Origin of the sequence: uncultured Aggregatibacter sp. (genome assembly GCF_901873365.1) — a bacterium.
Taxonomy (GTDB): domain Bacteria; phylum Pseudomonadota; class Gammaproteobacteria; order Enterobacterales; family Pasteurellaceae; genus Aggregatibacter.
This window is the reverse complement of record NZ_CABFLM010000052.1, coordinates 1-23239: the sequence shown is the minus strand read 5'-3', so window position 1 is coordinate 23239 and position 23239 is coordinate 1. Positions and strand designations below refer to the sequence as shown.

Below are 23239 nucleotides of genomic sequence, written 5' to 3'. Positions count from 1 at the left end.
CTAGCGGCAAATTAACCGCACTTTTTGTGCAAACTGCGCACCAAGGGTGTCATCTTCGTTGCGTTGAGACTGATCTAACGAGGAGGCGTAAGCTTTAAGTTTTTCATTGATATTAGGCTCCAACACTTCGCCATGGCAATTTTCCGGTAATTGAGAAAAATCGACGGCCGAATGAAAAGGCTGGTCGTAATACATAGAAACATAATAAGTCGGATCGTAAGTACTTAATGTAAATTCGTTATCCTGCAAAAGCTGCGGTTTTGACAACATAAAATCAAAATAATACAACACCTGCGCTCCACTGCTCTTCATGCCGTAATTTTGTGGTTTCGCGCTGTATTTTACTTTATTGCCTTGTTTATCAAATAAATAGCTAAAGTAATGTTCATTGACCACATTGCCGATAACCTCATCAATCAATTTCTGCAATGCTTTCTTGTCACTTTTTGCTTGTTTTACATCATATAACACAGCGGCCGAACTGGGTTCATCCAAAATCCATTGCATCGAAAATCCGACTAATTGTTGTTTTTCCACTAACACTTTGGCTTTCATGTCAATAAACGCATGGGGGTGGGCAAAAAGTGTTTGAGCACAAAGTAAGGTTATAAAAAATAAACTTATTTTTTTCACAGGTTCACCTTCTTGGTAGATTGGATTTTTCTATTTTATCACAAATAAAAAGGCACCACAGTGCGATTAAAAAATCATCTATCATGGAAAAATTACCTATTTTTTGTGATTTATATCAAACAAACCTAATTTTGCATTTTGCTTCTTATTGAAAAATCGATAACATCTTTCACCATCAAGTGATTGCTTGATATTCATAAAGTTCCTAAATAAAATAATCATAATAGCTAAACAACTTTCCTACCTCTCTTCGGAGAGGTTTTTTTTGTGCCAAAAACACGACTAAAACATGAATGGAAATTGGCACAACAGCAAACATCAAGTAGAATGAGCCACCTGAATTATGGCAATAATCTTTGTGATTTATTGTTTCTTTAGGGTCATTCTGTATGTCAAAACATCGATAAAAATGACCGCACTTTTCCCTTAACCAGAGAAAAATTATGTCAACACAATTCGTTTATACGATGCACCGAGTAGGCAAAGTGGTTCCGCCGAAACGTCATATTCTAAAAGATATTTCCCTAAGCTTTTTCCCGGGAGCCAAAATTGGTGTGCTCGGCTTAAACGGTGCAGGTAAATCCACGTTGCTTCGCATTATGGCGGGCATTGATAAAGAAATCGAAGGGGAAGCGCGTCCGCAACCCGGCATTAAAATCGGCTATCTTCCGCAAGAACCAAAACTTGAACCGCAACAAACGGTGCGTGAAGCGATTGAAGAAGCCGTGGGTGAGGTTAAACGTGCGTTAACGCGTTTAGATGAAGTTTATGCCTTATATGCCGATCCCGACGCTGATTTCGACAAACTCGCTGCCGAACAAGCAGAATTAGAAGCCATCATTCAAGCGCACGATGGACATAATTTAGATAACCAATTAGAACGCGCCGCCGATGCGTTACGTTTACCGGACTGGGATGCCAAAATCGAACATTTATCCGGGGGTGAACGCCGTCGTGTGGCACTTTGCCGTTTATTACTCGAAAAACCGGATATGTTGTTATTAGACGAACCGACCAACCACTTGGATGCGGAATCCGTGGCATGGTTAGAACGCTTCTTACACGACTATGAAGGTACCGTGGTGGCAATTACCCACGACCGTTACTTCTTAGATAACGTTGCTGGTTGGATCTTGGAGCTTGACCGTGGTGAAGGTATTCCTTGGGAAGGCAACTACTCTTCTTGGTTGGAACAAAAAGAAAAACGTTTGGCGCAAGAACAAGCGCAAGAATCTGCCCGCCAAAAATCCATTGAGAAAGAATTGGAATGGGTGCGCCAAAATCCAAAAGGTCGTCAAGCGAAAAGCAAAGCACGTATGGCGCGTTTTGAGGAACTTAATTCCGGAGAATATCAAAAACGTAACGAAACCAACGAACTCTTTATTCCACCTGGTCCACGCTTAGGCGATAAAGTGATTGAAGTGCAACATTTAAGTAAATCTTACGGCGACCGCACTTTAATCGATGATTTGTCTTTCAGCATTCCGAAAGGCGCTATTGTTGGGATTATTGGGGCAAACGGTGCAGGTAAATCGACTTTATTCCGTATGCTTTCCGGCAAAGAACAACCGGATTCAGGTTCTATTACCTTAGGTGAAACGGTCGTGTTGGCCTCCGTGGATCAATTCCGTGATGCGATGGACGACAAAAAAACCGTGTGGGAAGAAGTTTCTAACGGACAAGATATTTTAACTATCGGCAACTTTGAAATTCCAAGCCGTGCTTATGTAGGACGCTTCAACTTCAAAGGCGTAGATCAGCAAAAACGCGTAGGTGAACTTTCCGGTGGTGAACGCGGCCGTTTACACTTAGCGAAATTGTTACAAGCCGGCGGTAACGTATTGTTACTGGACGAACCGACCAACGACCTTGATGTGGAAACCTTACGCGCATTGGAAAATGCGATTTTAGAATTCCCGGGCTGTGCTATGGTCATTTCCCATGACCGCTGGTTCTTAGACCGTATCGCGACCCATATTCTAGACTACGGTGATGAAGGCAAGGTAACCTTCTATGAAGGCAACTTCTCCGATTATGAAGAATGGAAGAAGAAAACGTTTGGAGCTGATGCGCTTCAACCACACCGCATGAAATATAAACGCATTGCGAAGTAAGCCTTTATGGTTTAAATATCACCTCACGCTTGGTTAAGTGTGAGGTTGTGTTTTTGTCTCTTATTGACCTGTGCTGACGTATTTTTACGATATTGAGTGCTATTAGTGCGCATTAAATGAAAAAGGACGCTCGAGAGCGTCCTAATTTTTATCTAAACTTTAACGAATTAAAGTGCAGATTTTGCTTTTTCAACTAATGCAGCAAATGCGACTTTGTCGAATACGGCGATATCGGCAAGGATCTTACGGTCGATTTCAACAGACGCTTTTTTCAAACCGTTGATGAATTTGCTGTAAGATAAACCATTTTGACGAGCCGCTGCGTTGATACGCGCAATCCATAATTGACGGAATTGACGTTTACGTTGACGGCGGTCACGATATGCGTATTGACCAGCTTTGATCACTGCTTGGAAAGCAACGCGATACACGCGTGAACGTGCACCATAATAACCTTTAGCAGCCTTAAGAACTTTCTTATGGCGTGCTCTTGCAATAACACCACGTTTTACACGAGCCATTATTTAATCTCCTATGTAATATTTTAACTAAAATGAACTGACGTACGTTTGTGCTTATGCGTATGGCAAGCACGCGACTACTAATACTAAGTCGGACTTAGCAACCATAGATTTATGGCGTAGGTGACGTTTACGTTTTGTTGTTTTCTTAGTCAAAATATGACGTAAGTGAGATTGTTTACGCTTGAAACCACCAGAAGCAGTTTTTTTGAAACGCTTAGCAGCACCGCGTACTGTTTTAATTTTAGGCATTGTTAAATAACTCCGCATTTTTAAGTTTAAACAATATAATCAGGCGAACCGTTTTAAGGCGATTACTTGTTGGCACTGATTATTTCCAATCAAGACAATCTAAAATTGCCCTTTTCAAACGTCATTAGGCTGCGTAGTGTGCCCAATGTACCGTTGTATCTTCACCGAAGTGAAAATTCCGTGATTCAGATGAAATCTGAACAAAAACTATTTCTTCTTAGGCGCCAATACCATAACTGCTTGACGACCTTCTAATTTCCCCGGCGCAGATTCAACCACAGAAATATCGGCTAAATCATTTTTTACACGCTCCAATACATCAAAACCGATGTCTTGGTGAGCCATTTCACGACCGCGGAAACGGACAGTAATCTTGGCTTTATCGCCATCTTCTAAAAAGCGGATTAGGCTACGTAACTTAACTTGGTAGTCCCCTTCATCTGTGCCTGGACGGAATTTAATTTCCTTCACTTGCACCACTTTTTGTTTTTTCTTCTGTTCTTTCGCTGTTTTGCTCTTTTCGTAGAGGAATTTACCGTAGTTCATAATGCGACATACAGGAGGTTCCGCATTTGGACTGATTTCTACAAGATCTAAAGCTGCGGCTTCCGCCATTTCTAATGCTTGTTGAATCGCAACAACCCCAACTTGCTCGCCGTCCTGATCAATCAAGCGAACTTCTTTTACTCTAATTTCGTCATTAATGCGATTAGGGCGATTTACTGCAGGTGCTTTTTTTACGGTTTTGATAATGATATTCCTCTATTAGTTAAACTATGAAAATGCTGCTTGGCGAACCAAACAGTTCTACATTGAATCCGGTTAATTAAGCGCGCATTTTACAAAACTTTATTCTCTATAGCAAAATATTTTCTCAGAAACCTTTTGTTTGCTAAATTCCGTTATATTAGATAGAAAAAAAGAGTTGAACACATCAACTCTTTTCTTTTCTGATACAAGCATTAGCTTATCACAATAAAACGCATTGATCGTTAGCGTTTAATTTTGCGTAAGCCATTTGCTTCAAGCAACTCATTTACTCTGACAAAGAGGGTATGTTTTTCCTTCTCTGTTAATAAATGCACATGCTTATTTTTTAATGCCGCCGCAAAACGCCAAAGCATATCAATGTTAATAGGGATGCCAAGTTTTTTTAACCTAACATAACTATTGGTTGCACCTAATGATCTAAATTCATCCACCGTGTAGATATTAATCTTAGCCAGTAATCTTTCGTGTTTGATAGAGAGATTAGCAAGCTCTTTGATCCTTGACTTTTTAGCAAGCGCTTCAGTCAACTTTTTCGTCTGAATTTGCTTCAAAGAAAGGCTAATTAGGTGACCCAATCGTGCTTTATCTTTTTGAACAGCCAGAGGTAATTGATAATAATGATATAAGACTAAAACATCCGAGCAGTCTGGATTTCTTGAATATGCCGCAGCCCCCAAAGATTCAAGGTACTGCGCTAATTCATCCTCCGCTCTAAGATATAAACTACCATTTTGGTAGATAGCAAACATCATTTCTGAATAAAAAATTCCATATCCTGCAAAGAGATTCTTAATCTTTACGTCACCAATAATTGGTACTAGCTCATCCTTAAGCTGTTTAGACACAGCCGATATCATAGTAATTTCCAACGTGAGTGATATACGATTGCTGTTTAAATGAACATACCTGTAGTTTGGCTTATTACGCAAATGCAATTTTCATTGCATCAGTAATTATTTATGCCTTCCAGATAGGCTATTTACAGCGCCCTAATATTAAACTGACAGCACTACAATGCCTTTTCATAAAAGGTTAAAAGAAGTGATATCAATTTAATAAAGCTTGGCGGTGACCTACTCTCACATGGGAAATTCCCGCACTACCATCGGCATTACGGCATTTCACATCTGAGTTCGGTATGGAATCAGGTAGATCCGCTATATTATTGCCGCCAAAAATCGATTGATGATGCTTATATTTTTTAGCATCATCCTTTAAAGGTTAATTCATGAGCAATTGTATTATAGGAGTTTATCGAGACCTTGCAATCCCTTTTTATTTTTTGTGTTGATAGATCATCTATGCCTATCCTTAATGGGGGAAAATACCCCCACAGGATAGCAGGATAAGGAAAAGGAGGACGTGATTAGGCTGACTTACGCTGCCACCATCACCATTGCCGGGCGAATCACGCGACCGTTAAGCAAGTAACCTTTTTGCAATACAGTGGTGATTTGGTTAGTTTCAAAGCCTTCCATCGGTTGCATAGAAATAGCTTGGTGTAGATCCGGATTGAAAACCTCACCGACAACGCCTACAGGTTCAACGCCAAAACGGGCAACCGTTGCCAATAGCTCTTTTAAGGTCAACTCTACGCCGTCAAATAAAGCCTTAACGCTTTCATCTTCAATATTTGCCGGCGTGGCTAGGGCACGTTCTAAGTTATCAATCGTGTTTAAAATGTCTTTGGCAAATTTTTCTAACGCAAATTTATGCGCTTTTTCAACATCTTGTTCTGTACGACGACGAATATTGTCGATTTCAGCACGAGTGCGCAACAATAAATCTTGTTCTTTTTTTGCGGTTTCCGCTAATTGCGCTTCTAATTCTTGTACACGTGCAATCGCTTCTTCCAAAGGATCTTCCCCTTGTTTTTGCTCTTCAACATCGACCTCTTGCGATTGAAGATCTTGTTCTAATTCTTCGTTTTGTTCTTGTTTTTGCTCGTCTGCCATTGTCATTCTCCGATTAATAAAAGTTGGGCGATTATAACAAAAAATGCCACATTTACCACTTGAGTAAAAGGCTTTCTGTTGTAATATAGTGCCCAATTCATTGAATTCAAGTTAGTGTAAAAACAATATGGATACGTTAAATTCGGCAAAACCGCAAACGTTGCATACCTCATTTCAAACCATTGCATTGGTCGGTAAACCGAGAAATGATATCAACCTACAAATGCATAAAAACCTGTTTTTTTGGTTAATTGAACGCGGTTATCACGTGTTGGTTGAGCAAGATATCGGTAAAAAAATCGACCTTCCGCCAAAACATTTAGCCAGTTTAGAGGAAATCGGCCAATCCGCCCAACTTGCCATTGTGATTGGTGGCGATGGCAATATGTTGGGGCGTGCCCGCATTTTAGCCGAATATCATATTCCGCTTATTGGCATCAACCGTGGCAATTTAGGTTTTTTAACGGACATTGACCCGAAAAACGCCTATTCCCAATTACAAGCTTGCTTGGAAAACGGCGAGTTTTTTGTGGAAGAGCGCTTCCTCTTGAAAGCCTGTGTGGAACGCGATAACGAAATTATCGCCAGTAGTATTGCCGTCAATGAGGCAGTGATTCACCCGGCAAAAATTGCGCATATGATTGATTTTCATGTGCATATCAATGATCAATTTGCGTTTTCACAACGTTCCGATGGTTTAATCATTTCAACGCCAACCGGCTCAACCGCCTATTCTCTTTCTGCTGGTGGCCCGATTTTAACCCCGCAATTAAATGCCATTGCATTGGTGCCGATGTTTCCGCACACCTTGTCTTCGCGCCCGCTCGTAGTGGATGGGAACAGCAAAATTTCTATTCGGTTTGCGGAATACAACACCTCTCAATTAGAGTTAGGTTGTGACAGTCAAGTTGCCCTCCAATTCGGACCTGATGATGTTATCCACATTCAAAAATGTGACTATCCTCTCCGTTTGCTGCACCTTAAAAGCTACAATTATTACAAAGTATTAAGTTCCAAATTAGGTTGGTTACGTAACTTTTCTTAAAGATTAACAACCCCTTTACTGTATATTAAAACAGTAATATACTGACAAACATACAGTAAAGAGGATTTGCTTATGTTGACCCAACTCACCATTAATAATTTTGCTATCGTTCGTCAGTTAAATATTGAATTATTACAAGGAATGTCCGTCATCACCGGGGAAACCGGCGCGGGAAAATCTATTGCTATTGATGCCCTAAATGTCTGCCTCGGGCAACGGACAGAAGCCTCAATGTTACGAGAAGGTCAAGAACGCGCTGATATTTGCGCAACTTTTCATTTGAACCAAAACAATCCGGCTTTCCAATTTTTACAAGAAAACGAATTGCAGGATCCTGACAATCCTGAAGACTGCATTTTACGCCGCATTATTAATCATGACGGACGCTCTAAAGCGTTCATTAATGGCATTCCGGTGTCGGCAGCCCAATTAAAAGAGATCGGGCAACATCTCATTCAAATTAATGGACAACACGCGTCACAACGTTTACTGAAAAACGACTACCAACTGCAGTTAGTCGATAATTTCTGTCAACATACCGCACTTTTACAACAAATGAGCCTTGATTATCACACTTGGCGCAATTTGCAACATCAAGTTAAAACCTTCCAACAAAAATGCGCGGAAAATGAAGCGAGAAAACAGCTTTTACAGTATCAAGTAAGTGAACTGGATGAGTTTAATTTAAAAGAAAATGAATACGAGGAATTAGAAGCGGATCATCTTCGTCTTTCCAATAGCGAAGAATTAACGCAGCTTTCCCAATCAGTTTTGCAATTATTAAGTGAAAATGAAACGGTCAGCGCAGATTCGCTACTTTATCGCGCTGTGCAACATTTAAGTGAACTCTGCGAGTTAGATAATCGTTATACCGACGTGCAAAATCTATTAAATGAAGCATTGATTCAAGTGCAAGAAGCCACCAATGAAATTCAGTCGTTGAGTAGCAATATTGAGCAAGATCCAACATTATTGGCAGACATTGAACAACGCCTAGGACAAACCGTGCAATTAGCGCGCAAGCACAATGTAAAACCACAAGATTTAGTAGCATTACACCGTCGCCTCAAAGCGGAATTGAATGAGTTGGAAGATTTTTCCGGCAGTGAAGAAATGCTCATTCAACAAGAACAAGCTGCTCATGAAAAAATGCTTGCTACCGCGACCGCACTTCATCAGAGCCGTCAATTAGGTGCACAAAAGCTGGCACAGCAAGTGACCAAATCCATCAAACAATTAGCGATGGAACACGCAGAATTTTTTATTGAATTGCATAGTGACTATGACAAGATAAGTTCAAACGGTGCAGATAATGCGATTTTTACCCTACAAAGTAACTTAGGGCAAAGCGCTCAACCGCTCGCCAAAATTGCTTCCGGCGGTGAACTTTCTCGCATTGCCTTAGCCATTCAGGTACAAGCATCTAACCAAACCGCCATCCCAACATTAATTTTTGATGAAATTGATGTCGGTATCAGCGGTGCCACAGCAAATGTAGTCGGCAAATTATTAAGAAAACTCAGCGAAAAATGCCAAGTCATTTGTGTTACCCACTTGCCGCAAGTCGCCTGCCATGGAATACATCATTTCTCCGTTGAAAAATCGACCGTCGATCAAAAAACGGAAACAAAAATGACCGCACTTACCCCTCAGCAACGCGTCAAGGCATTAGCCAAATTATTAGGCGGAAGCAAAATTACGGATGCCGTATTAGCGAATGCACAAGAAATGTTAGAGGGCGTTTGAGGTTTTGCGCCATAGCGTGCGTAGTATTTTATGCCTGAGTTTGGCTTTCGAGGCGGGGCATTTTTTTGAAACCGGGCATTTGGGCGAAACAGATCAAAGTGCGGTCAGTTTTTAACATATTTTAAAAGCCGACCGCACTTTACGGTATGACGAAAAACTAGGATGCATGGCGTTTGGCGATTGAAGTAAAGGCAATTTTGTCGGGACGATAACTAATGCTGCCATACTGAAACGGGCGACCATCGGATAAATAGGTGGTGCTGGCGACGTTAACCACCATATTATATTCATTGAGATCCATTGTATTTTTTTCTTCTTCATTCGCATAGCGAAAAACGATTTCTCGCTGGGAATGGCTGATTTTGAGACCTAATTCCTTTTCTAAATAGTGATAAATAGATTGTTCTGCGATCTCTCGGTTAATAAAAGAAACGATACGGCGATCAAAGTAGGAAACCTCGTATTCCACGGCCTCGCCGTCAATTTCGCGCACACGGCCGATACGGTAAAAATCCATTTGATCATCGACGTTAAAGATCCGCATCAATGTCTCTTCGCCTTGCACGATATATAGACTTGTCAATGTCGTTTTGACTTGATGGGTTAAAGGGCGGTTAAGTTCACCAACGGTTTTAATTTCAGACAGGATTTGAGGGGTGGAGAGATTGTGTTCAAGCACAATGGAGTTGCGTCCTTGTTGCTTCTGAATGTAGCCATCCATTTCCAGTAATGAAAGGGCTTTGCGAATCGTATCTTTCGAAAAACCATAGTGTTGCATGAGTTCACTTTCACTCGGTAATTCTTGCTTTGGTGCTAAAACACCATGATTAATTTGGTTTTTTATATCATTGTAAACTTTTCGGTATTTACTCATTGTTTCTTTAATTCCCTTTTCTGATACGGAATAGCATAACACAAATTAGCTTACTTATACGGATAAATTTGATAATTATCACAATATTTCGGAAACGTTGTAACTCTTACGTAAATGTTGTTGCATAAATATGAGTTTCGTTTAGAATCGGCAGACACTTTGCTTCTGAAAGGAGAGACTATGTTTACACGTTCAAGTGGTGTTTTAATGCACATTACTTCGCTTCCAAACGCATTTGGTATTGGGAGCTTTGGTCAATCTGCGTATGATTTCGTGGATTTTTTGGTGGAAAGCAAACAAACTTATTGGCAAATCCTTCCGCTGACCACAACGAGTTATGGCGATTCTCCGTATCAATCATTCTCAGCGATTGCCGGTAATACACACTTTATTGATTTTGATTTATTGGCCCACGCGGGATTATTAAACACATCAGACTATGCTTCCGTAAATTTTGGAGAGGATCCGACTAAAGTGGATTATGAATGCATTTTTCATGCACACCGTCCTATTCTTGAAATTGCCGTCAAAAATTTCCTAACCAAAGACGCTTTTCGCTCAGACTTTCAAAACTTTGAAAAAAATAACCGCACTTGGTTAGATGACTATGCCGAGTTTATGGCATTTAAAGAATATTTTAGTAATAAAGCGCTACAAAAATGGGAAGATAAACAGCTCATTGCTCGCCAACCAAAAGCACTTGAGAAATACCGAACCATGCTGAAAGAAAAAATTCAGTATTTTAAGGTTACGCAATATTTCTTCTTTCAACAATGGAAGGCATTAAAAGCCTATGCCAATAGGAAAGGGATTCAGATTATTGGTGATATGCCGATTTATGTCGCTGCAGATAGTGTTGAAGTCTGGACCAAACCGGAATTATTCCAATTAGATGCAGAGCGGAATCCTCGTTTTGTTGCCGGCGTGCCGGCAGATCAATTTAGTGCAACGGGGCAACTGTGGGGCAATCCGCTTTATGATTGGGAGGCGCACAAAAAACAACATTATGCTTGGTGGATTCATCGTATCGAAGAAAGCTTTAAGATTTATGATGTTCTTCGTATTGACCATTTCAAGGGCTTCTCCGATTATTGGCAAGTGGATGGCAAAGCGGACATTGCCAAATATGGTTGCTGGCAACCCGGTCCGGGATATGATTTATTTAAGGCAATTAAAGCGCAGTTAGGTGATTTGCCAATTATTGCTGAAGATTTGGGGAATATTGATGATAAAGCCCGGAAATTACTGGCAGATTGCAATTATCCCGGCATGAAGATTTTGCAGTTTGGCTTTGAAGATGTGAGCGGTGAAAGTTTAGATAGTCCGCATTATTGTATTCCTCACAGCATTGTTTATACCGGGACACATGATAATGATGTGACGCAAGGATGGTATAACGGCTTAACGCCAGAGCAACAGCAATATATCAACAGTTATACACATCGCCGTCATGATGAATCAATTTGCCAAGCAATGATTCGCCAGCTTTTTGCCACGGTTAGTCATATTGCCATCGCCACAATGCAGGATATTTTAGCGTTACCGGCTAGCTCAAGAATGAATACGCCTTCAACAATTGGTGGAAATTGGGAATGGCGTATGCAACCAAGCGATTTAACGCAAGCGAAAAAAGACTTTTTAAGACAGGTGACAACATTATATCACCGTGCAAATAAGGGAGAAGACATGATGAAATTGAGTACCTATGTGAAAAATGAGACAAATAAATCATTAGAACAGCTCAGCGATAAAGAAATTTATATTCAGTTGCTAAACTACATTAAACATCTTGCCGCAGATAAAACTAAAAATAATGGAAAACGGAAAGTTTATTACATTTCTGCAGAGTTTTTGATAGGTAAATTACTTTCTAATAACTTAATTAATCTTGGAATTTATCAAGAAATTAAAGATGAGCTGGCACAGGCAGGAAAATCATTAAGTCATATTGAGGATATTGAACCGGAACCCTCTTTGGGGAATGGGGGGCTAGGTCGCTTAGCGTCTTGTTTTGTTGATTCAATGGCTACACTTGGCCTAAATGCAGAAGGGGTAGGATTAAACTATCATTGCGGTTTATTTAAGCAGGTCTTCAAGAAAAATGAACAATATGCGGAACCTAACCATTGGATTGAAGAGAATTCTTGGTTAATTCCCACCGATATTCATTATGAAGTGCCGTTTAAAAAATTTACGTTAACCTCAAAATTAGATCGCATTGATATTTTAGGTTACAAGAAAGAAAGTAAAAATTACCTTAATTTATTTGATATTCAATCAGTGAATTATCATTTGATTAAAAAAGGCATTGAATTTGATAAAACCGATATTCAAGAGAACTTGACCTTATTTCTTTATCCGGATGACTCAGATAAAAATGGAGAATTATTACGTATTTATCAGCAATATTTTATGGTATCCAATGCGGTACAATTACTTATTGATGAAGCCATTGCGCGTGGCAGTAATTTGCATGATTTGGCTGACTATGCTTACGTGCAAATCAATGATACTCACCCTTCCATGGTCATTCCTGAATTAATTCGCTTACTAACAGAAAAACATCAGATCAAATTTGATGATGCGGTAGAGATTGTACGTAATATGGTGGGCTATACTAATCATACGATTCTTGCTGAAGCATTAGAAAAATGGCCTTTAGCCTATTTAGAAGAAGTTGTTCCACATTTGGTTAACATTATCAAAAAACTAGATAAATTAGTCAAGAAAGCATATAACGATAGCGCAGTACACATTATTGATGAGCAAAAACGTGTGCATATGGCGCATATGGATATTCATTTCTCAAATTCCGTTAATGGTGTTGCTGCATTACATACGGAGATTTTGAAAAATTCTGAACTGAAAGCCTTCTATGCGTTATATCCTGAAAAATTCAATAATAAGACAAATGGCATTACCTTCCGCCGTTGGTTAGAGTTTTCTAACCAACCATTAGCGGCGTATATTAAAGAGTTAATTGGCGATGATTATTTACATGATGCAACGAAATTAGAAAAATTGCTTGCGTTTAAGGATGATAAAAAAGTACACCAAAAATTAGCTGAAATTAAATTTCAGAATAAATTAGCGCTAAAAACCTATTTAAAAGAAAATAAAGGGATTGAATTGGATGAGAATTCGATTATCGATACGCAAATTAAGCGTTTCCATGAATATAAACGCCAACAAATGAATGCCCTTTATGTAATTCATAAATACCTTGAAATCAAAGCAGGTAAACTGCCAAAACGGAAAATTACCGTGATTTTCGGTGGGAAAGCTGCACCTGCTTATGTGATTGCGCAAGATATTATTCATTTAATTCTTTGCTTGTCTGAGTTAATCAATAATGATCCGGACGTGAATCAGTATTTAAACGTGTATTTAGTGGAAAACTATAATGTTAGCGTGGCGGAAAAATTGATTCCGGCAACAGATATTTCAGAACAAATATCCCTTGCTTCAAAAGAAGCATCCGGTACCGGCAATATGAAGTTTATGCTGAATGGTGCATTAACTTTAGGCACCATGGATGGTGCAAATGTTGAAATCGCAGAATTAGCCGGCGCAGAAAATATTTATACCTTTGGTAAGGATGCCGAAAGCATTATCAAGCTGTATGAAACTGCCGGTTATGTGTCGAAAGATTACTATGAAAAGGATAAATATATTAAAAGAGCGGTCGATTTTATCCTTGATTCTACGCTAGTGAAACTGGGTAATAAAACGCGTTTAAAACGTCTGCATGATGAATTGCTTAATAAAGACTGGTTTATGACCTTGATTGATTTTGATGCGTATGTGAAAGCAAAAGAACACATTTTAGCGGATTATGAAGATCAAGATAGCTGGAATAGAAAAGTGATTCATAATATTGCGAAAGCGGGATTTTTCTCATCTGACCGTACCATTGCACAATATAACGCTGATATTTGGCATTGTGAGGATTAAAGGGGAGAATCTATGAAACTGCTCACCCTAAATACACACGCTTGGTTAGAAGATAACCAAGCGGAAAAAATGGATGTTATTGCCGAGACTATTGTTGAAAAAGGTTATGACATTATCGCTTTGCAAGAAGTGAATCAATTAATGTCATCCCCAGTGATTTCTCAAGCATTGAAGCAAGATAATTACGGTGTGGTGTTATTGAATAAAATTAATCCGCGAGTGAGACAAAAATATTCACTGTTTTGGAGCAATTCGCATATTGGCTATGACAAATATGATGAGGGTATCGCATTCTTAACCAAATTGCCGGTTTATGAGGTAGATGCCTTTTATTGTAGCCAACATCAATGTGCCGACTCTATTCTTTCCCGTAAAATTCTGGGGTTAACAGTAGAGTATCAAGGGCAGCTTGTGGATTGTTATTCCTGCCATATCAACTTACCAAATTGCGAGGGGGAAGATCAATTGGACAATATTCGTACCATTGTGGAACGCAATCAAAGCCAAAATCTTAAAATTCTGATGGGTGATTTTAATACAGATGCTATAAGCGATCCTGTCTCATATCAGAAAATTAAATGTTTAGGTTTGCTTGATACATTTGATATAGCAGAACAGAAAGACAGCGGAATTACCGTTGAGAAAGCCATTGATGGTTGGAATGGCCACAGCGAAGAAAAGCGCTTAGATTACATTTTTTTAAACCAACCGAAACAGGTTTTATCAAGTCAGGTGATTTTTAATGGTAAAAATAAACCGGTCGTTTCCGATCATTTCGGTTTAGACGTTGAGCTCATTTTGTAGGAGAACACATATGAAAAAATTGCTCAGTTTTGAATTTTGGCAAAAATTTGGCAAATGTCTGATGGTCGTGATTGCCGTAATGCCTGCTGCAGGTTTAATGGTGAGTATCGGTAACTCATTACCATTAATGAGTGATGCTGAATGGCTGGCTCGCATTGGTCATATCATTGCGCAAATTGGTTGGGGGATTATTGGTAACTTACATCTCTTATTTGCTTTGGCGATTGGTGGTAGCTGGGCAAATGAACGTGCGGGTGGTGCATTTGCCGCAGGTCTTGCCTTTATTCTCATTAACTTAATTACGGGAAATTTTTTCGGCGTAAAAGTTGAAATGTTAACCGACCCAACGGCGCATGTGAGCACGCTATTTGCAGGTGATATTCCGGTGGCACATTATTTTGTGAATATTCTTGGACAACCTGCATTAAACATGGGCGTTTTTGTGGGAATCATTGCGGGCTTTGTAGGCGCAACAACCTTTAACAGTTACTACAACTTCCGTAAATTACCAGAGGTGTTGACCTTTTTTAATGGTAAACGCTTTGTTCCTTTCGTTGTCATTTATCGTTCCGTATTCGTTGCGATTATTTTGGCGTTATTCTGGCCTTTAGTACAAACCGGTATAAACCATTTTGGGGAGTGGATTGCGAATTCACAAAGTTCTGCGCCGATCTTAGCCCCATTTGTTTACGGCACATTAGAACGTCTTTTGTTACCATTTGGGCTACATCATATGCTTACCATTCCTATGAACTACACGTCATTGGGCGGTACCTATGAATTTTTAACCGGAGTACAACAAGGTAAGCAAGTCTTTGGACAAGATCCTTTATGGCTCGCTTGGATCAGTGATTTAATTAACCTGAAAGATTCCGGTGATTTAGCGCAATATAATGAACTTCTCAATCATGTTACCCCGGCGCGTTTTAAAGTGGGTCAAATGATTGGGTCAAGTGGTATTCTCATGGGGATTACGTTAGCGATGTATCTCAATGTTGATCCAGATAAGAAAACCATCTATAAAGGGATTTTCCTTTCTTCTGCCCTTGCGGTGTTTTTAACCGGTGTTACTGAGCCTATCGAATATATGTTTATGTTCGTTGCATTACCGCTTTACCTTGTTTATGCCGTTGTGCAAGGTTGTGCCTTTGCCATGGCAGACATTGTGAATTTACGGGTTCATGCGTTTGGGAATATTGAATTTTTAACCCGTACGCCAATGGCGATTAAAGCGGGTATTGGCATGGATCTGGTTAATTTCATTTGGGTTTCCGGTCTTTTTGCTGTGTTGTCATTTATCATCGCAAATTTCATGATTAAGAAATTCAATCTAGCCACAGCAGGTCGTAACGGCAACTACGATGCGAAAGGTACTGACGAATCGCCTGCTGCTGAGGAGAAAAAAGTCGCAAATGCCAGTGCGCAAGTGGTGCAAATCATCAATCTTCTCGGTGGACGCAACAATATTGCTGAGGTGGATGCCTGTATGACACGTTTACGTATCACCGTGCATAATCCTGATTTAGTCGGAGATGAGGCGAGTTGGAAACAAGCCGGTGCAATGGGCTTTATTGTAAAAGGTTCAGGTATTCAAGCCATTTACGGGCCTAAAGCCGATGTCTTAAAATCAGATATTCAAGATCTACTGGCTTCAGGTGCTGATATACCTAAATCGTAATGAGGCCCTTTATGATCAAAAAGTGCGGTGAATTTTAGGGGCAAATTAGCTAATGTATTAGAACGTTGTAGATAAGCCTCAGAACACCTCAACTGATTAAGATCACTTTATTAGAAATATTAGAAATATTAGAAATATTAGAAAGTAAAGAAAGCACAAAACATTAGCATTTTGTGCTTTCTATTTTTAAATATGGAGATATTTTTTAAAGAATAGGTGTTTAACCGCCTGCTAATTTTACCTTATAACCCTTTTGTTCCAGTAACTGTTTCAGTAAATCACGTTTTTCCCCTTGAATTTCAATGGTGTGATTTTTTACAGCACCTCCGCAACCACAACGTTTTTTTAACTCTGCCGCAAGCAATTTTAATTCGGTTTCAACAAGCTCCAATCCGGTGATGATACTGACACCATTGCCTTTGCGTCCGCTTTTTTGCAACTGGATACGTACAATGCCATCCCCTTGGGGAATTTGCGCTTGTGGTTTATCAGCTTTAATCCGTCCGCTCTCGGTAGAATAAACTAAATGATTCGTCATAATAATTTACGCAATGGAAGCGTTAATCGCATTTAAAACGTCAACCGGATTTTCAGCTTGTGTAATTGGGCGACCAATCACTAAATAATCTGCACCGGAGCGAATTGCTGCTGCCGGTGTCATGACACGACGTTGATCGCCAAAATCTGTGCCGATAGGGCGAATTCCCGGGGTGACTAATTTAAAATCCGGTCCACAGGTACTACGTAAAATTTCAACCTCTTGTGGGGAGCATACCACACCATCTAATCCGGCACGTTGTGTTAAATGTGCCAAACGGATAACGTGTTCCATTGGCGAGGAATTAATGCCGATTTGTAATAAATCCAAGTCTTCCATGCTGGTTAACACGGTTACCCCAATCAGTAAAGGTGCCTCTTTACCGTAAGGTTCAAGGATTTTTTTCGCTTCATCCATCATGCGCAAACCTCCGCTGGCGTGTAAGTCCACCATCCAAACACCTAAATCAGCGGCAGAACGAACTGCTCTTGCCACTGTATTTGGAATGTCATGGAATTTTAAATCCAGAAAAACATCAAAGTGGCGACTATGTAGTTGTTTTACAAATCCGGTACCAAGGGTTGTAAACATTTCTTTTCCGACTTTTAAGCGGCAGGTTTGTGGGTCAAGCTGATCAACCAATGCCAATGCGTCGGCTTCTTTTTCGTAATCTAATGCAATGATGACTTTATTCGTCATAGTTTTCTCCTTATAAACACGCTGGTTAGCATTTAATTATGCTCAATTGAGCTAACCGGTTTAATCGTTTCCCATTGGCGGCAAGAAGGACAACACCAAATTAATTTGTGTGTTTGATAACCGCAATTACTGCAACGATAACCAAACGTTTGTTTAATTCGTTCTCCTACCATTTTATGTAACAAGATCAAGCTGTCTTTTCCTCGGCCTTTTTCTGCGTCATCAATTTGATATTGAATAAACCGGTGAAAAATAGGAGTTGCCGGATTTTGCTGTAATTGTTGGTAAAGTTTGAGTTGTGCAGCGGCGCGACCATCTTTTTCTTCAATTAAGTCTGCTAACATTAATGCAACGGCACTGTTATTCTTTTCACGGCTTGCCTTAATGAGAAATAATTCAAAATTATCCCATTGATTGAGTTGTTGATAACAGAATTTTAAACGGTGCAAGACTTCACCAATATAGTCAGGATTTTGCATTAAAATATTTTCTAAAAAATGCACCGCACTTTGGTAATCTTTCTGTTTAATGGATAATTCTGCCAGCATCATAGAGGCGCGTACGCAAGTTGGAGAAACGGCGAGGGCTTGTAACAAAATTTGTTTTGGATCTTCTTTACTTTCGTCAGGGAGATTTTTGACATACTCACAATAATAATGCGCTAATTCAATTTGATGGCTATTGGGTGATATTTTGGCTAATTTTTCCGCAACATTAATGGCTTTTTTCCATTCTTTTGTTTTCTGATAGATAAGCGCAAGCTGTTGTAGTGCGCCTTCAGCAAACTCCGGTTCATCTACCATTAAAATATAAAGGTGTTCGGCGCGGTCAAAAAAACCTACTGCCATAAAATCTCGGGCTAATTGCTGTTTAGCTAATAACTTTTGTTCGAATGTGTAATGAGGACTGCTATCGAGGGCTTGATGGATACGTAATGCGCGATCCACTTCACCTCGAGAACGAAATAAATTACCTAAGGTAAGTTCAGCTTCAAATTGTGAATTGCTGTCAATTTCATTTTCATTTTCCTGCTTTTGTAGCATATCTAAAAATAAATCAACAGCTTTTTCAGTTTGATTGGCTAAAAGAAAATTAACCCCAGCAACGTAATCACGGGAGAGTTTATTACTGATATCTTCCTGATCTTTTTTGGCGCTACGATGCCCCATATACCAACCATACGCGGCAGCTATTGGTAGAAGAAGGAAGAGTAGTTCAAGCATTATTGAGGAGCCTTATCTCTGCTAGTCGTTAATTCATTGATTTGTTGAGTTTGGCGTTTTATTTGACGATTTAATGCAATATTTTTTAATTTTAACTTAAGGTAGAAAACCCCTGTGATAAACCAACCAAGGATAAGCCCTAAGCCAAATAAAATAGCTACTAAGGTAGAAAGTTGGAATTGGCTTTGTGCAAAAATGTAATTAAAGGTAATTACTTGATCATTATTTGCTCCCACGGTAACAGCAACTAAGATGATAGCCAAGATAATGATTAATCCCAAAATATATTTAATCATTTGGTTTCTCCTTAAAATAAAGTTGTTGCTCATTATGCCAAAAATGAGCATAAAAAACGACACTTAAAAGTGTCGTTAATGAAAGTTAGTGAAATAAATTATGCATAAACGTCAACGCGTTTTCTTAGCTCTTTGCCCGCTTTAAAATAGGGTACGCACTTCGCTTCTAAATGAACCTGTTCTCCCGTTTTAGGATTTCGCCCAAGTCTAGGTTGGCGACAGTGTAAAGAAAAGCTACCAAATCCTCGCACTTCAATACGTTCGCCATTTTCTAATACGCATGACATTTGCTCTAAAATGGCTTTGACGGCTTCTTCGATATGTTTCAGGGAAAGGCTATTATTTTTTTGCATTAAAAGCCCAATAAGCTCTGACTTTGTCATACCATTCTCCTAACTTTTATGAACCGGCATATTGCTATGCCGGTTTATTAATGAAGTGAATTATTCACCTTTAGCCGCTTTGAAAGCTTCAGCCATGGCATTTGGAATAGCAACTTCTTCTTGCTTATTCACGTTTGCTACAGCGGCCGCTTCTTCAGCTTGATCTTTCGCACGTACAGACAAGTGAACAATACGTGATTTACGATCTACACCGGTGTATTTCGCTTCAACAACATCGCCTACAGCAACTTCATGAGTTAAATCAGCTGCGCGAATGTAACCTTCAACACCGCCGTCTAATTCAACTTTAGCGCCTTTTGCATCAGCTTCAACTACTTTTGCATTTAATACAGCACCTTTTTTGTTGATAGCAACGAAGTTATTGAATGGATCTTCTTCAAGTTGTTTGATACCTAAAGAAATACGCTCTTTCACTGCATCGACTTGTAATACAACTGCGGCAACTTCATCACCTTTTTTGTAGTTACGAACCGCTTCTTCACCTTGAACATTCCAAGAAATATCAGACAAGTGAACTAAACCGTCGATACCGCCTTCTAAACCGATGAAGATACCAAAGTCAGTGATAGATTTGATTTTACCAACAACTTTGTCACCTTTGTTGTGAGTTTCCGCGAATTGAGTCCATGGATTTGGTTTACATTGTTTTAAACCTAAAGAAATACGACGACGTTCTTCATCAATTTCTAATACCATTACTTCAACAACATCACCTAAGCTAACCACTTTAGATGGGTGAATATTTTTGTTAGTCCAATCCATTTCAGAAACGTGAACTAAACCTTCAACACCGTCTAAAATTTCAACGAAACAACCGTAGTCAGTTAAGTTAGTGACTTTACCGGTTAATTTGCTGTTTACTGGATGATTTTCAGCGATTGCAGCCCAAGGGTCTTGACCTAATTGTTTTAAGCCTAAAGAAACACGGGTACGATCTTTGTCGAATTTCAATACTTTAACGGTGATTTCATCACCAACATTAACGATTTCGCTTGGGTGTTTAACACGTTTCCAAGCCATATCGGTAATATGTAATAAACCGTCAACACCGCCTAAATCAACGAATGCGCCGTAGTCAGTTAAGTTCTTAACAGTACCTTTAACTTCAGCACCTTCAGACAAGTTCGCTAATACTTCTTCACGATCTTGGCTGCTTTCAGATTCGATTACTGCACGACGGGAAACAACAACGTTGTTACGTTTTTGATCAAGTTTGATTACTTTGAATTCTAATTCTTTACCAAGTAAGTGATCTGCATCACGAACAGGGCGGGTATCCACTAATGAACCTGGTAAGAATGCGCGAACACCGTTTAACTCAACTGTGAAGCCGCCTTTCACTTTACCGTTAACTAAACCAAGTACAGTTGCTTGTTCGTCGTAAGCTTTTTCCAATACAATCCAAGCTTCGTTGCGTTTTGCATCAGCACGGGAAGCAACAGTTTCACCGAAGCCATCATCCACCGCTTTAAGCACAACATCAACAACATCACCAACTTGAACTTCCAATTCACCTTGTGCATTTAAAAATTCTTCGGAAGGAATTGCAGACTCGGATTTAGAACCGGTATCTACAAGGACGAAGCCTTTTTGGATAGCAACGATGGTACCTTTAACAACTGCACCTTGACGGGTTTCAAGGTCTTTTAATGATTCTTCAAAAAGTTGAGCAAAAGATTCTGTCATAATTAATCTTCAATTTAAGTAAATAACGTCCACTTCTAATCCATAAAAAGTGGGGCTGATAATAAAGTCTATCCATCCTTGAATAAACCATAAAAATTTAAGCTTTAATATCAATACGTTGCTGAATATAGCTTAAGGCTTGATAAATCACTTCATCGATACTCAATGTCGTGCTGTCAAGTAAAAACGCATCATCAGCAGGTTTTAAAGGAGCAACTGCTCGATTTCTATCGCGCAAATCACGCTCTTTTATCTCGGCTAAAATCTGTGCAAAGTTACCATTAATCCCCTTATTTTGCAACTGGTTATAACGTCTTTTTGCACGTTCTTCCGCACTCGCATCTAAAAATAATTTCACTTGCGCATCAGGAAATACCACCGTTCCCATATCGCGACCATCGGCAATTAAACCGTCATTTTTCGCAAAATCCTGCTGAAGTTGTAGTAATGCAGCACGAACTTGCGGGAAAACTGCCACTTTTGATGCGGCATCTGCCACTTCTTGCGTACGAATTAAATGGCTGACATCCATGCCACCTAATAATACATTCACCTCACCATTTTTCGGTACAAACTGAATATCCAAATGACGGGCAAGATCTGCCAATTCGGTTTCATTGGTTAAATCAGCATGGCGTTTTAACGCGGCCAATGCCGTCACACGATAAATTGCGCCGGAATCTAGCAACGCAAAACCTAGTTTTTCTGCCAATGCGTAACATAAAGTGCCTTTACCGGCGCCGCTTGGTCCGTCAACCGTAATAATTTTATTCATGATTTTTCTCTGTCAAAAGGGATTGAATCTCAACCGTCATCTTGTCAAACATGTCATAACGTTTGCGATACATAGAACGTTTTTTACTTTGAATTTCTTCTAAAGGACGACGCTCAAGTGCGGTCGGAATTTGCCAATAATTTTCTGCCAACGCGCCCTCATTTTCCTGCCAAAATTCATCGTAGTTAAACAATAATTTTGCCGAATCATTCCAACGATATTTTGCCTGACGTTTATGCGGAATGCCTTCCAAACGACAATTCAACGTCTCCGCAAAAACTTTAAAGACATTCACCAACATAAACATCGGGCGAACACCATGCAGCAATTTGGTCGCCTGACGCACTAAATCTTGCGCCTCATCGCCTTTTGGTCCTTGAATTGAGGCGATCAATAAACGGTTATCCGCTAAAAACGTAAAGCTGGCAGAATAAATCGTACGTTGATTAGCATCGGTTAAAGCGATAGCAAAAAAGCCTTCATAAGGATCGATATGGTTGAGCGTTAAATTTAACGCCAATTCATCTGTTAACTGTGTCAACAGTATCGGCTGTTGTGAAATTAATGTCTCGCATAACGCCACACCAAAGTGTTTTTCCGCCATGGCAAAATTGGTCTTAATAGCGTCTAAACGCTGTGTCACATTAAAGTGTTTATCACAGTACTGGCTTAATAGCGTATTTACACGATAAGGATACTGAGCAAAAACCGGCTGCCACAATGGATTTTCATGAATAAAATCGACTAACGCCTGGCATTGCGCTGCAAAAACCAAACGGCGCACCCGATAACGTAGCCATTCCCGCAATAATTTTAATTTGCGTTTTTCTACGGGAAACATTTCATGAAATGTTGGAAAATGGAATTTTGCCACAACAAACCTCAAAAATAGGAATCTGAATAATTGAAGAAATTGTATCAAAGAAGACGAAATAGTTTAACCGCCAATAAGCATAATTGCTATCCGCTTAGATTGTAGTATAAGTGCGGTGAAAATTTGCATTAAATTACATAGATTGTATTTTTTCTAACCTATCAAACATTTTTTTGAAAAAAACACTTGATCCTCAAGATCGAATCTCTATAATACGCCTCCGCACCGCAAGGGTAGCAAATAAAAAGAAAAATTCTTGAAAATTTTTCTTGACGATAAAATAACGAGAAGTTAGAATTATCAACCTTGCTTAGTGCAAATGTTCTTTAACAATCAATCAGACAAACTGTGTGGGCACTTGAAGATTCGTTTTTATCATTAAAGAATTTTAAAATTG

At 39.5% G+C, this 23239-nt stretch carries 21 protein-coding genes and 1 rRNA gene; 6 read left to right on the top strand and 16 right to left on the bottom strand.

Annotated features, from left to right (window positions below; all coding sequences use genetic code 11):
• The gene (gene zevA / locus QZ106_RS03625) at window positions 1-633 is read right to left on the bottom strand and encodes a zinc transporter binding subunit ZevA (protein ID WP_295974366.1); all 633 of its coding nucleotides are present in this window, start codon (window positions 631-633) and stop codon (window positions 1-3) included.
• A 443-nt stretch (window positions 634-1076) separates the two neighbouring features.
• Between zevA and ettA the strand changes: the two genes are divergently transcribed.
• Entirely contained in the window at window positions 1077-2747 is a 1671-nt protein-coding gene (gene ettA, locus QZ106_RS03620; RefSeq protein ID WP_295974364.1) for an energy-dependent translational throttle protein EttA, read from the top strand.
• A 167-nt stretch (window positions 2748-2914) separates the two neighbouring features.
• Here ettA and rplT read toward each other — a convergent pair whose 3' ends face one another.
• The 6 genes from rplT to grpE all read right to left on the bottom strand — a co-directional run bounded on the left by rplT (window position 2915) and on the right by grpE (window position 6246).
• Window positions 2915-3268, bottom strand: coding sequence for a 50S ribosomal protein L20 (rplT, locus tag QZ106_RS03615; RefSeq protein WP_005596075.1), 354 nt, complete (start codon window positions 3266-3268; stop codon window positions 2915-2917).
• Window positions 3269-3322: 54 nt separating this feature from the next.
• Window positions 3323-3520 (bottom strand): 50S ribosomal protein L35, encoded by a 198-nt coding sequence (gene rpmI, locus QZ106_RS03610; RefSeq protein WP_005542274.1) that lies wholly within the window; start codon window positions 3518-3520, stop codon window positions 3323-3325.
• Window positions 3521-3727: 207 nt separating this feature from the next.
• On the bottom strand, window positions 3728-4270 hold the full coding sequence (gene infC / locus QZ106_RS03605; protein WP_081456132.1) for a translation initiation factor IF-3: 543 nt from the start codon (window positions 4268-4270) through the stop codon (window positions 3728-3730).
• Window positions 4271-4512: 242 nt separating this feature from the next.
• Entirely contained in the window at window positions 4513-5145 is a 633-nt protein-coding gene (locus QZ106_RS03600; RefSeq protein WP_209364800.1) for a TfoX/Sxy family DNA transformation protein, read from the bottom strand.
• Between the two features lie 206 nt (window positions 5146-5351).
• A 5S ribosomal RNA gene (gene rrf / locus QZ106_RS03595) occupies window positions 5352-5467 on the bottom strand.
• Between the two features lie 200 nt (window positions 5468-5667).
• Entirely contained in the window at window positions 5668-6246 is a 579-nt protein-coding gene (gene grpE / locus QZ106_RS03590; protein ID WP_295974342.1) for a nucleotide exchange factor GrpE, read from the bottom strand.
• 127 nt (window positions 6247-6373) lie between these two features.
• Between grpE and QZ106_RS03585 the strand changes: the two genes are divergently transcribed.
• Together QZ106_RS03585 and recN are read left to right on the top strand one after the other, a co-directional pair.
• Window positions 6374-7291: an NAD(+) kinase gene (locus QZ106_RS03585; RefSeq protein ID WP_295974340.1), complete on the top strand. Its 918-nt coding sequence runs from the start codon at window positions 6374-6376 to the stop codon at window positions 7289-7291.
• Window positions 7292-7363: 72 nt separating this feature from the next.
• On the top strand, window positions 7364-9037 hold the full coding sequence (recN, locus tag QZ106_RS03580; protein WP_295974337.1) for a DNA repair protein RecN: 1674 nt from the start codon (window positions 7364-7366) through the stop codon (window positions 9035-9037).
• 157 nt (window positions 9038-9194) lie between these two features.
• Here recN and QZ106_RS03575 read toward each other — a convergent pair whose 3' ends face one another.
• On the bottom strand, window positions 9195-9911 hold the full coding sequence (locus tag QZ106_RS03575) for a UTRA domain-containing protein (protein ID WP_021617113.1): 717 nt from the start codon (window positions 9909-9911) through the stop codon (window positions 9195-9197).
• A 180-nt stretch (window positions 9912-10091) separates the two neighbouring features.
• Here QZ106_RS03575 and malQ point away from each other — a divergent pair, with 180 nt between their 5' ends.
• From malQ to QZ106_RS03560, 3 genes are read left to right on the top strand one after another with little or no spacing between them, the layout of a single operon-like run.
• A complete protein-coding gene (malQ, locus tag QZ106_RS03570; protein WP_295974332.1) occupies window positions 10092-13865 on the top strand; it encodes a 4-alpha-glucanotransferase in 3774 nt (1257 codons plus the stop codon).
• 12 nt (window positions 13866-13877) lie between these two features.
• The gene (locus QZ106_RS03565; protein ID WP_295974329.1) at window positions 13878-14669 is read left to right on the top strand and encodes an endonuclease/exonuclease/phosphatase family protein; all 792 of its coding nucleotides are present in this window, start codon (window positions 13878-13880) and stop codon (window positions 14667-14669) included.
• 10 nt (window positions 14670-14679) lie between these two features.
• Window positions 14680-16347, top strand: coding sequence for a PTS transporter subunit IIBC (locus QZ106_RS03560; protein ID WP_295974326.1), 1668 nt, complete (start codon window positions 14680-14682; stop codon window positions 16345-16347).
• A 220-nt stretch (window positions 16348-16567) separates the two neighbouring features.
• Here QZ106_RS03560 and yciH read toward each other — a convergent pair whose 3' ends face one another.
• The 8 genes from yciH to QZ106_RS03520 form a co-directional block, all read right to left on the bottom strand.
• The gene (gene yciH, locus QZ106_RS03555; protein WP_295974321.1) at window positions 16568-16885 is read right to left on the bottom strand and encodes a stress response translation initiation inhibitor YciH; all 318 of its coding nucleotides are present in this window, start codon (window positions 16883-16885) and stop codon (window positions 16568-16570) included.
• Window positions 16886-16891: 6 nt separating this feature from the next.
• The gene (gene pyrF / locus QZ106_RS03550) at window positions 16892-17584 is read right to left on the bottom strand and encodes an orotidine-5'-phosphate decarboxylase (RefSeq protein ID WP_209362953.1); all 693 of its coding nucleotides are present in this window, start codon (window positions 17582-17584) and stop codon (window positions 16892-16894) included.
• Between the two features lie 32 nt (window positions 17585-17616).
• Complete coding sequence (lapB, locus tag QZ106_RS03545; RefSeq protein WP_295974314.1) at window positions 17617-18807, bottom strand: lipopolysaccharide assembly protein LapB; 1191 nt, start codon at window positions 18805-18807, stop codon at window positions 17617-17619.
• Window positions 18807-19103, bottom strand: coding sequence for a LapA family protein (locus QZ106_RS03540; RefSeq protein WP_033002809.1), 297 nt, complete (start codon window positions 19101-19103; stop codon window positions 18807-18809). The genes lapB and QZ106_RS03540 overlap by 1 nt, the downstream gene beginning before the upstream one ends.
• A gap of 98 nt (window positions 19104-19201) precedes the next feature.
• Window positions 19202-19486: an integration host factor subunit beta gene (locus QZ106_RS03535; RefSeq protein ID WP_295974311.1), complete on the bottom strand. Its 285-nt coding sequence runs from the start codon at window positions 19484-19486 to the stop codon at window positions 19202-19204.
• 60 nt (window positions 19487-19546) lie between these two features.
• Window positions 19547-21193, bottom strand: a complete 1647-nt coding sequence (gene rpsA, locus QZ106_RS03530; RefSeq protein WP_021617104.1) for a 30S ribosomal protein S1 — start codon at window positions 21191-21193, stop codon at window positions 19547-19549.
• A gap of 97 nt (window positions 21194-21290) precedes the next feature.
• Complete coding sequence (gene cmk, locus QZ106_RS03525) at window positions 21291-21968, bottom strand: (d)CMP kinase (protein ID WP_295974306.1); 678 nt, start codon at window positions 21966-21968, stop codon at window positions 21291-21293.
• A complete protein-coding gene (locus QZ106_RS03520) occupies window positions 21961-22854 on the bottom strand; it encodes a DUF535 family protein (protein ID WP_295974304.1) in 894 nt (297 codons plus the stop codon). Before QZ106_RS03520 ends, cmk begins: the two co-directional genes overlap by 8 nt.
• Window positions 22855-23239: the final 385 nt, after the last annotated feature.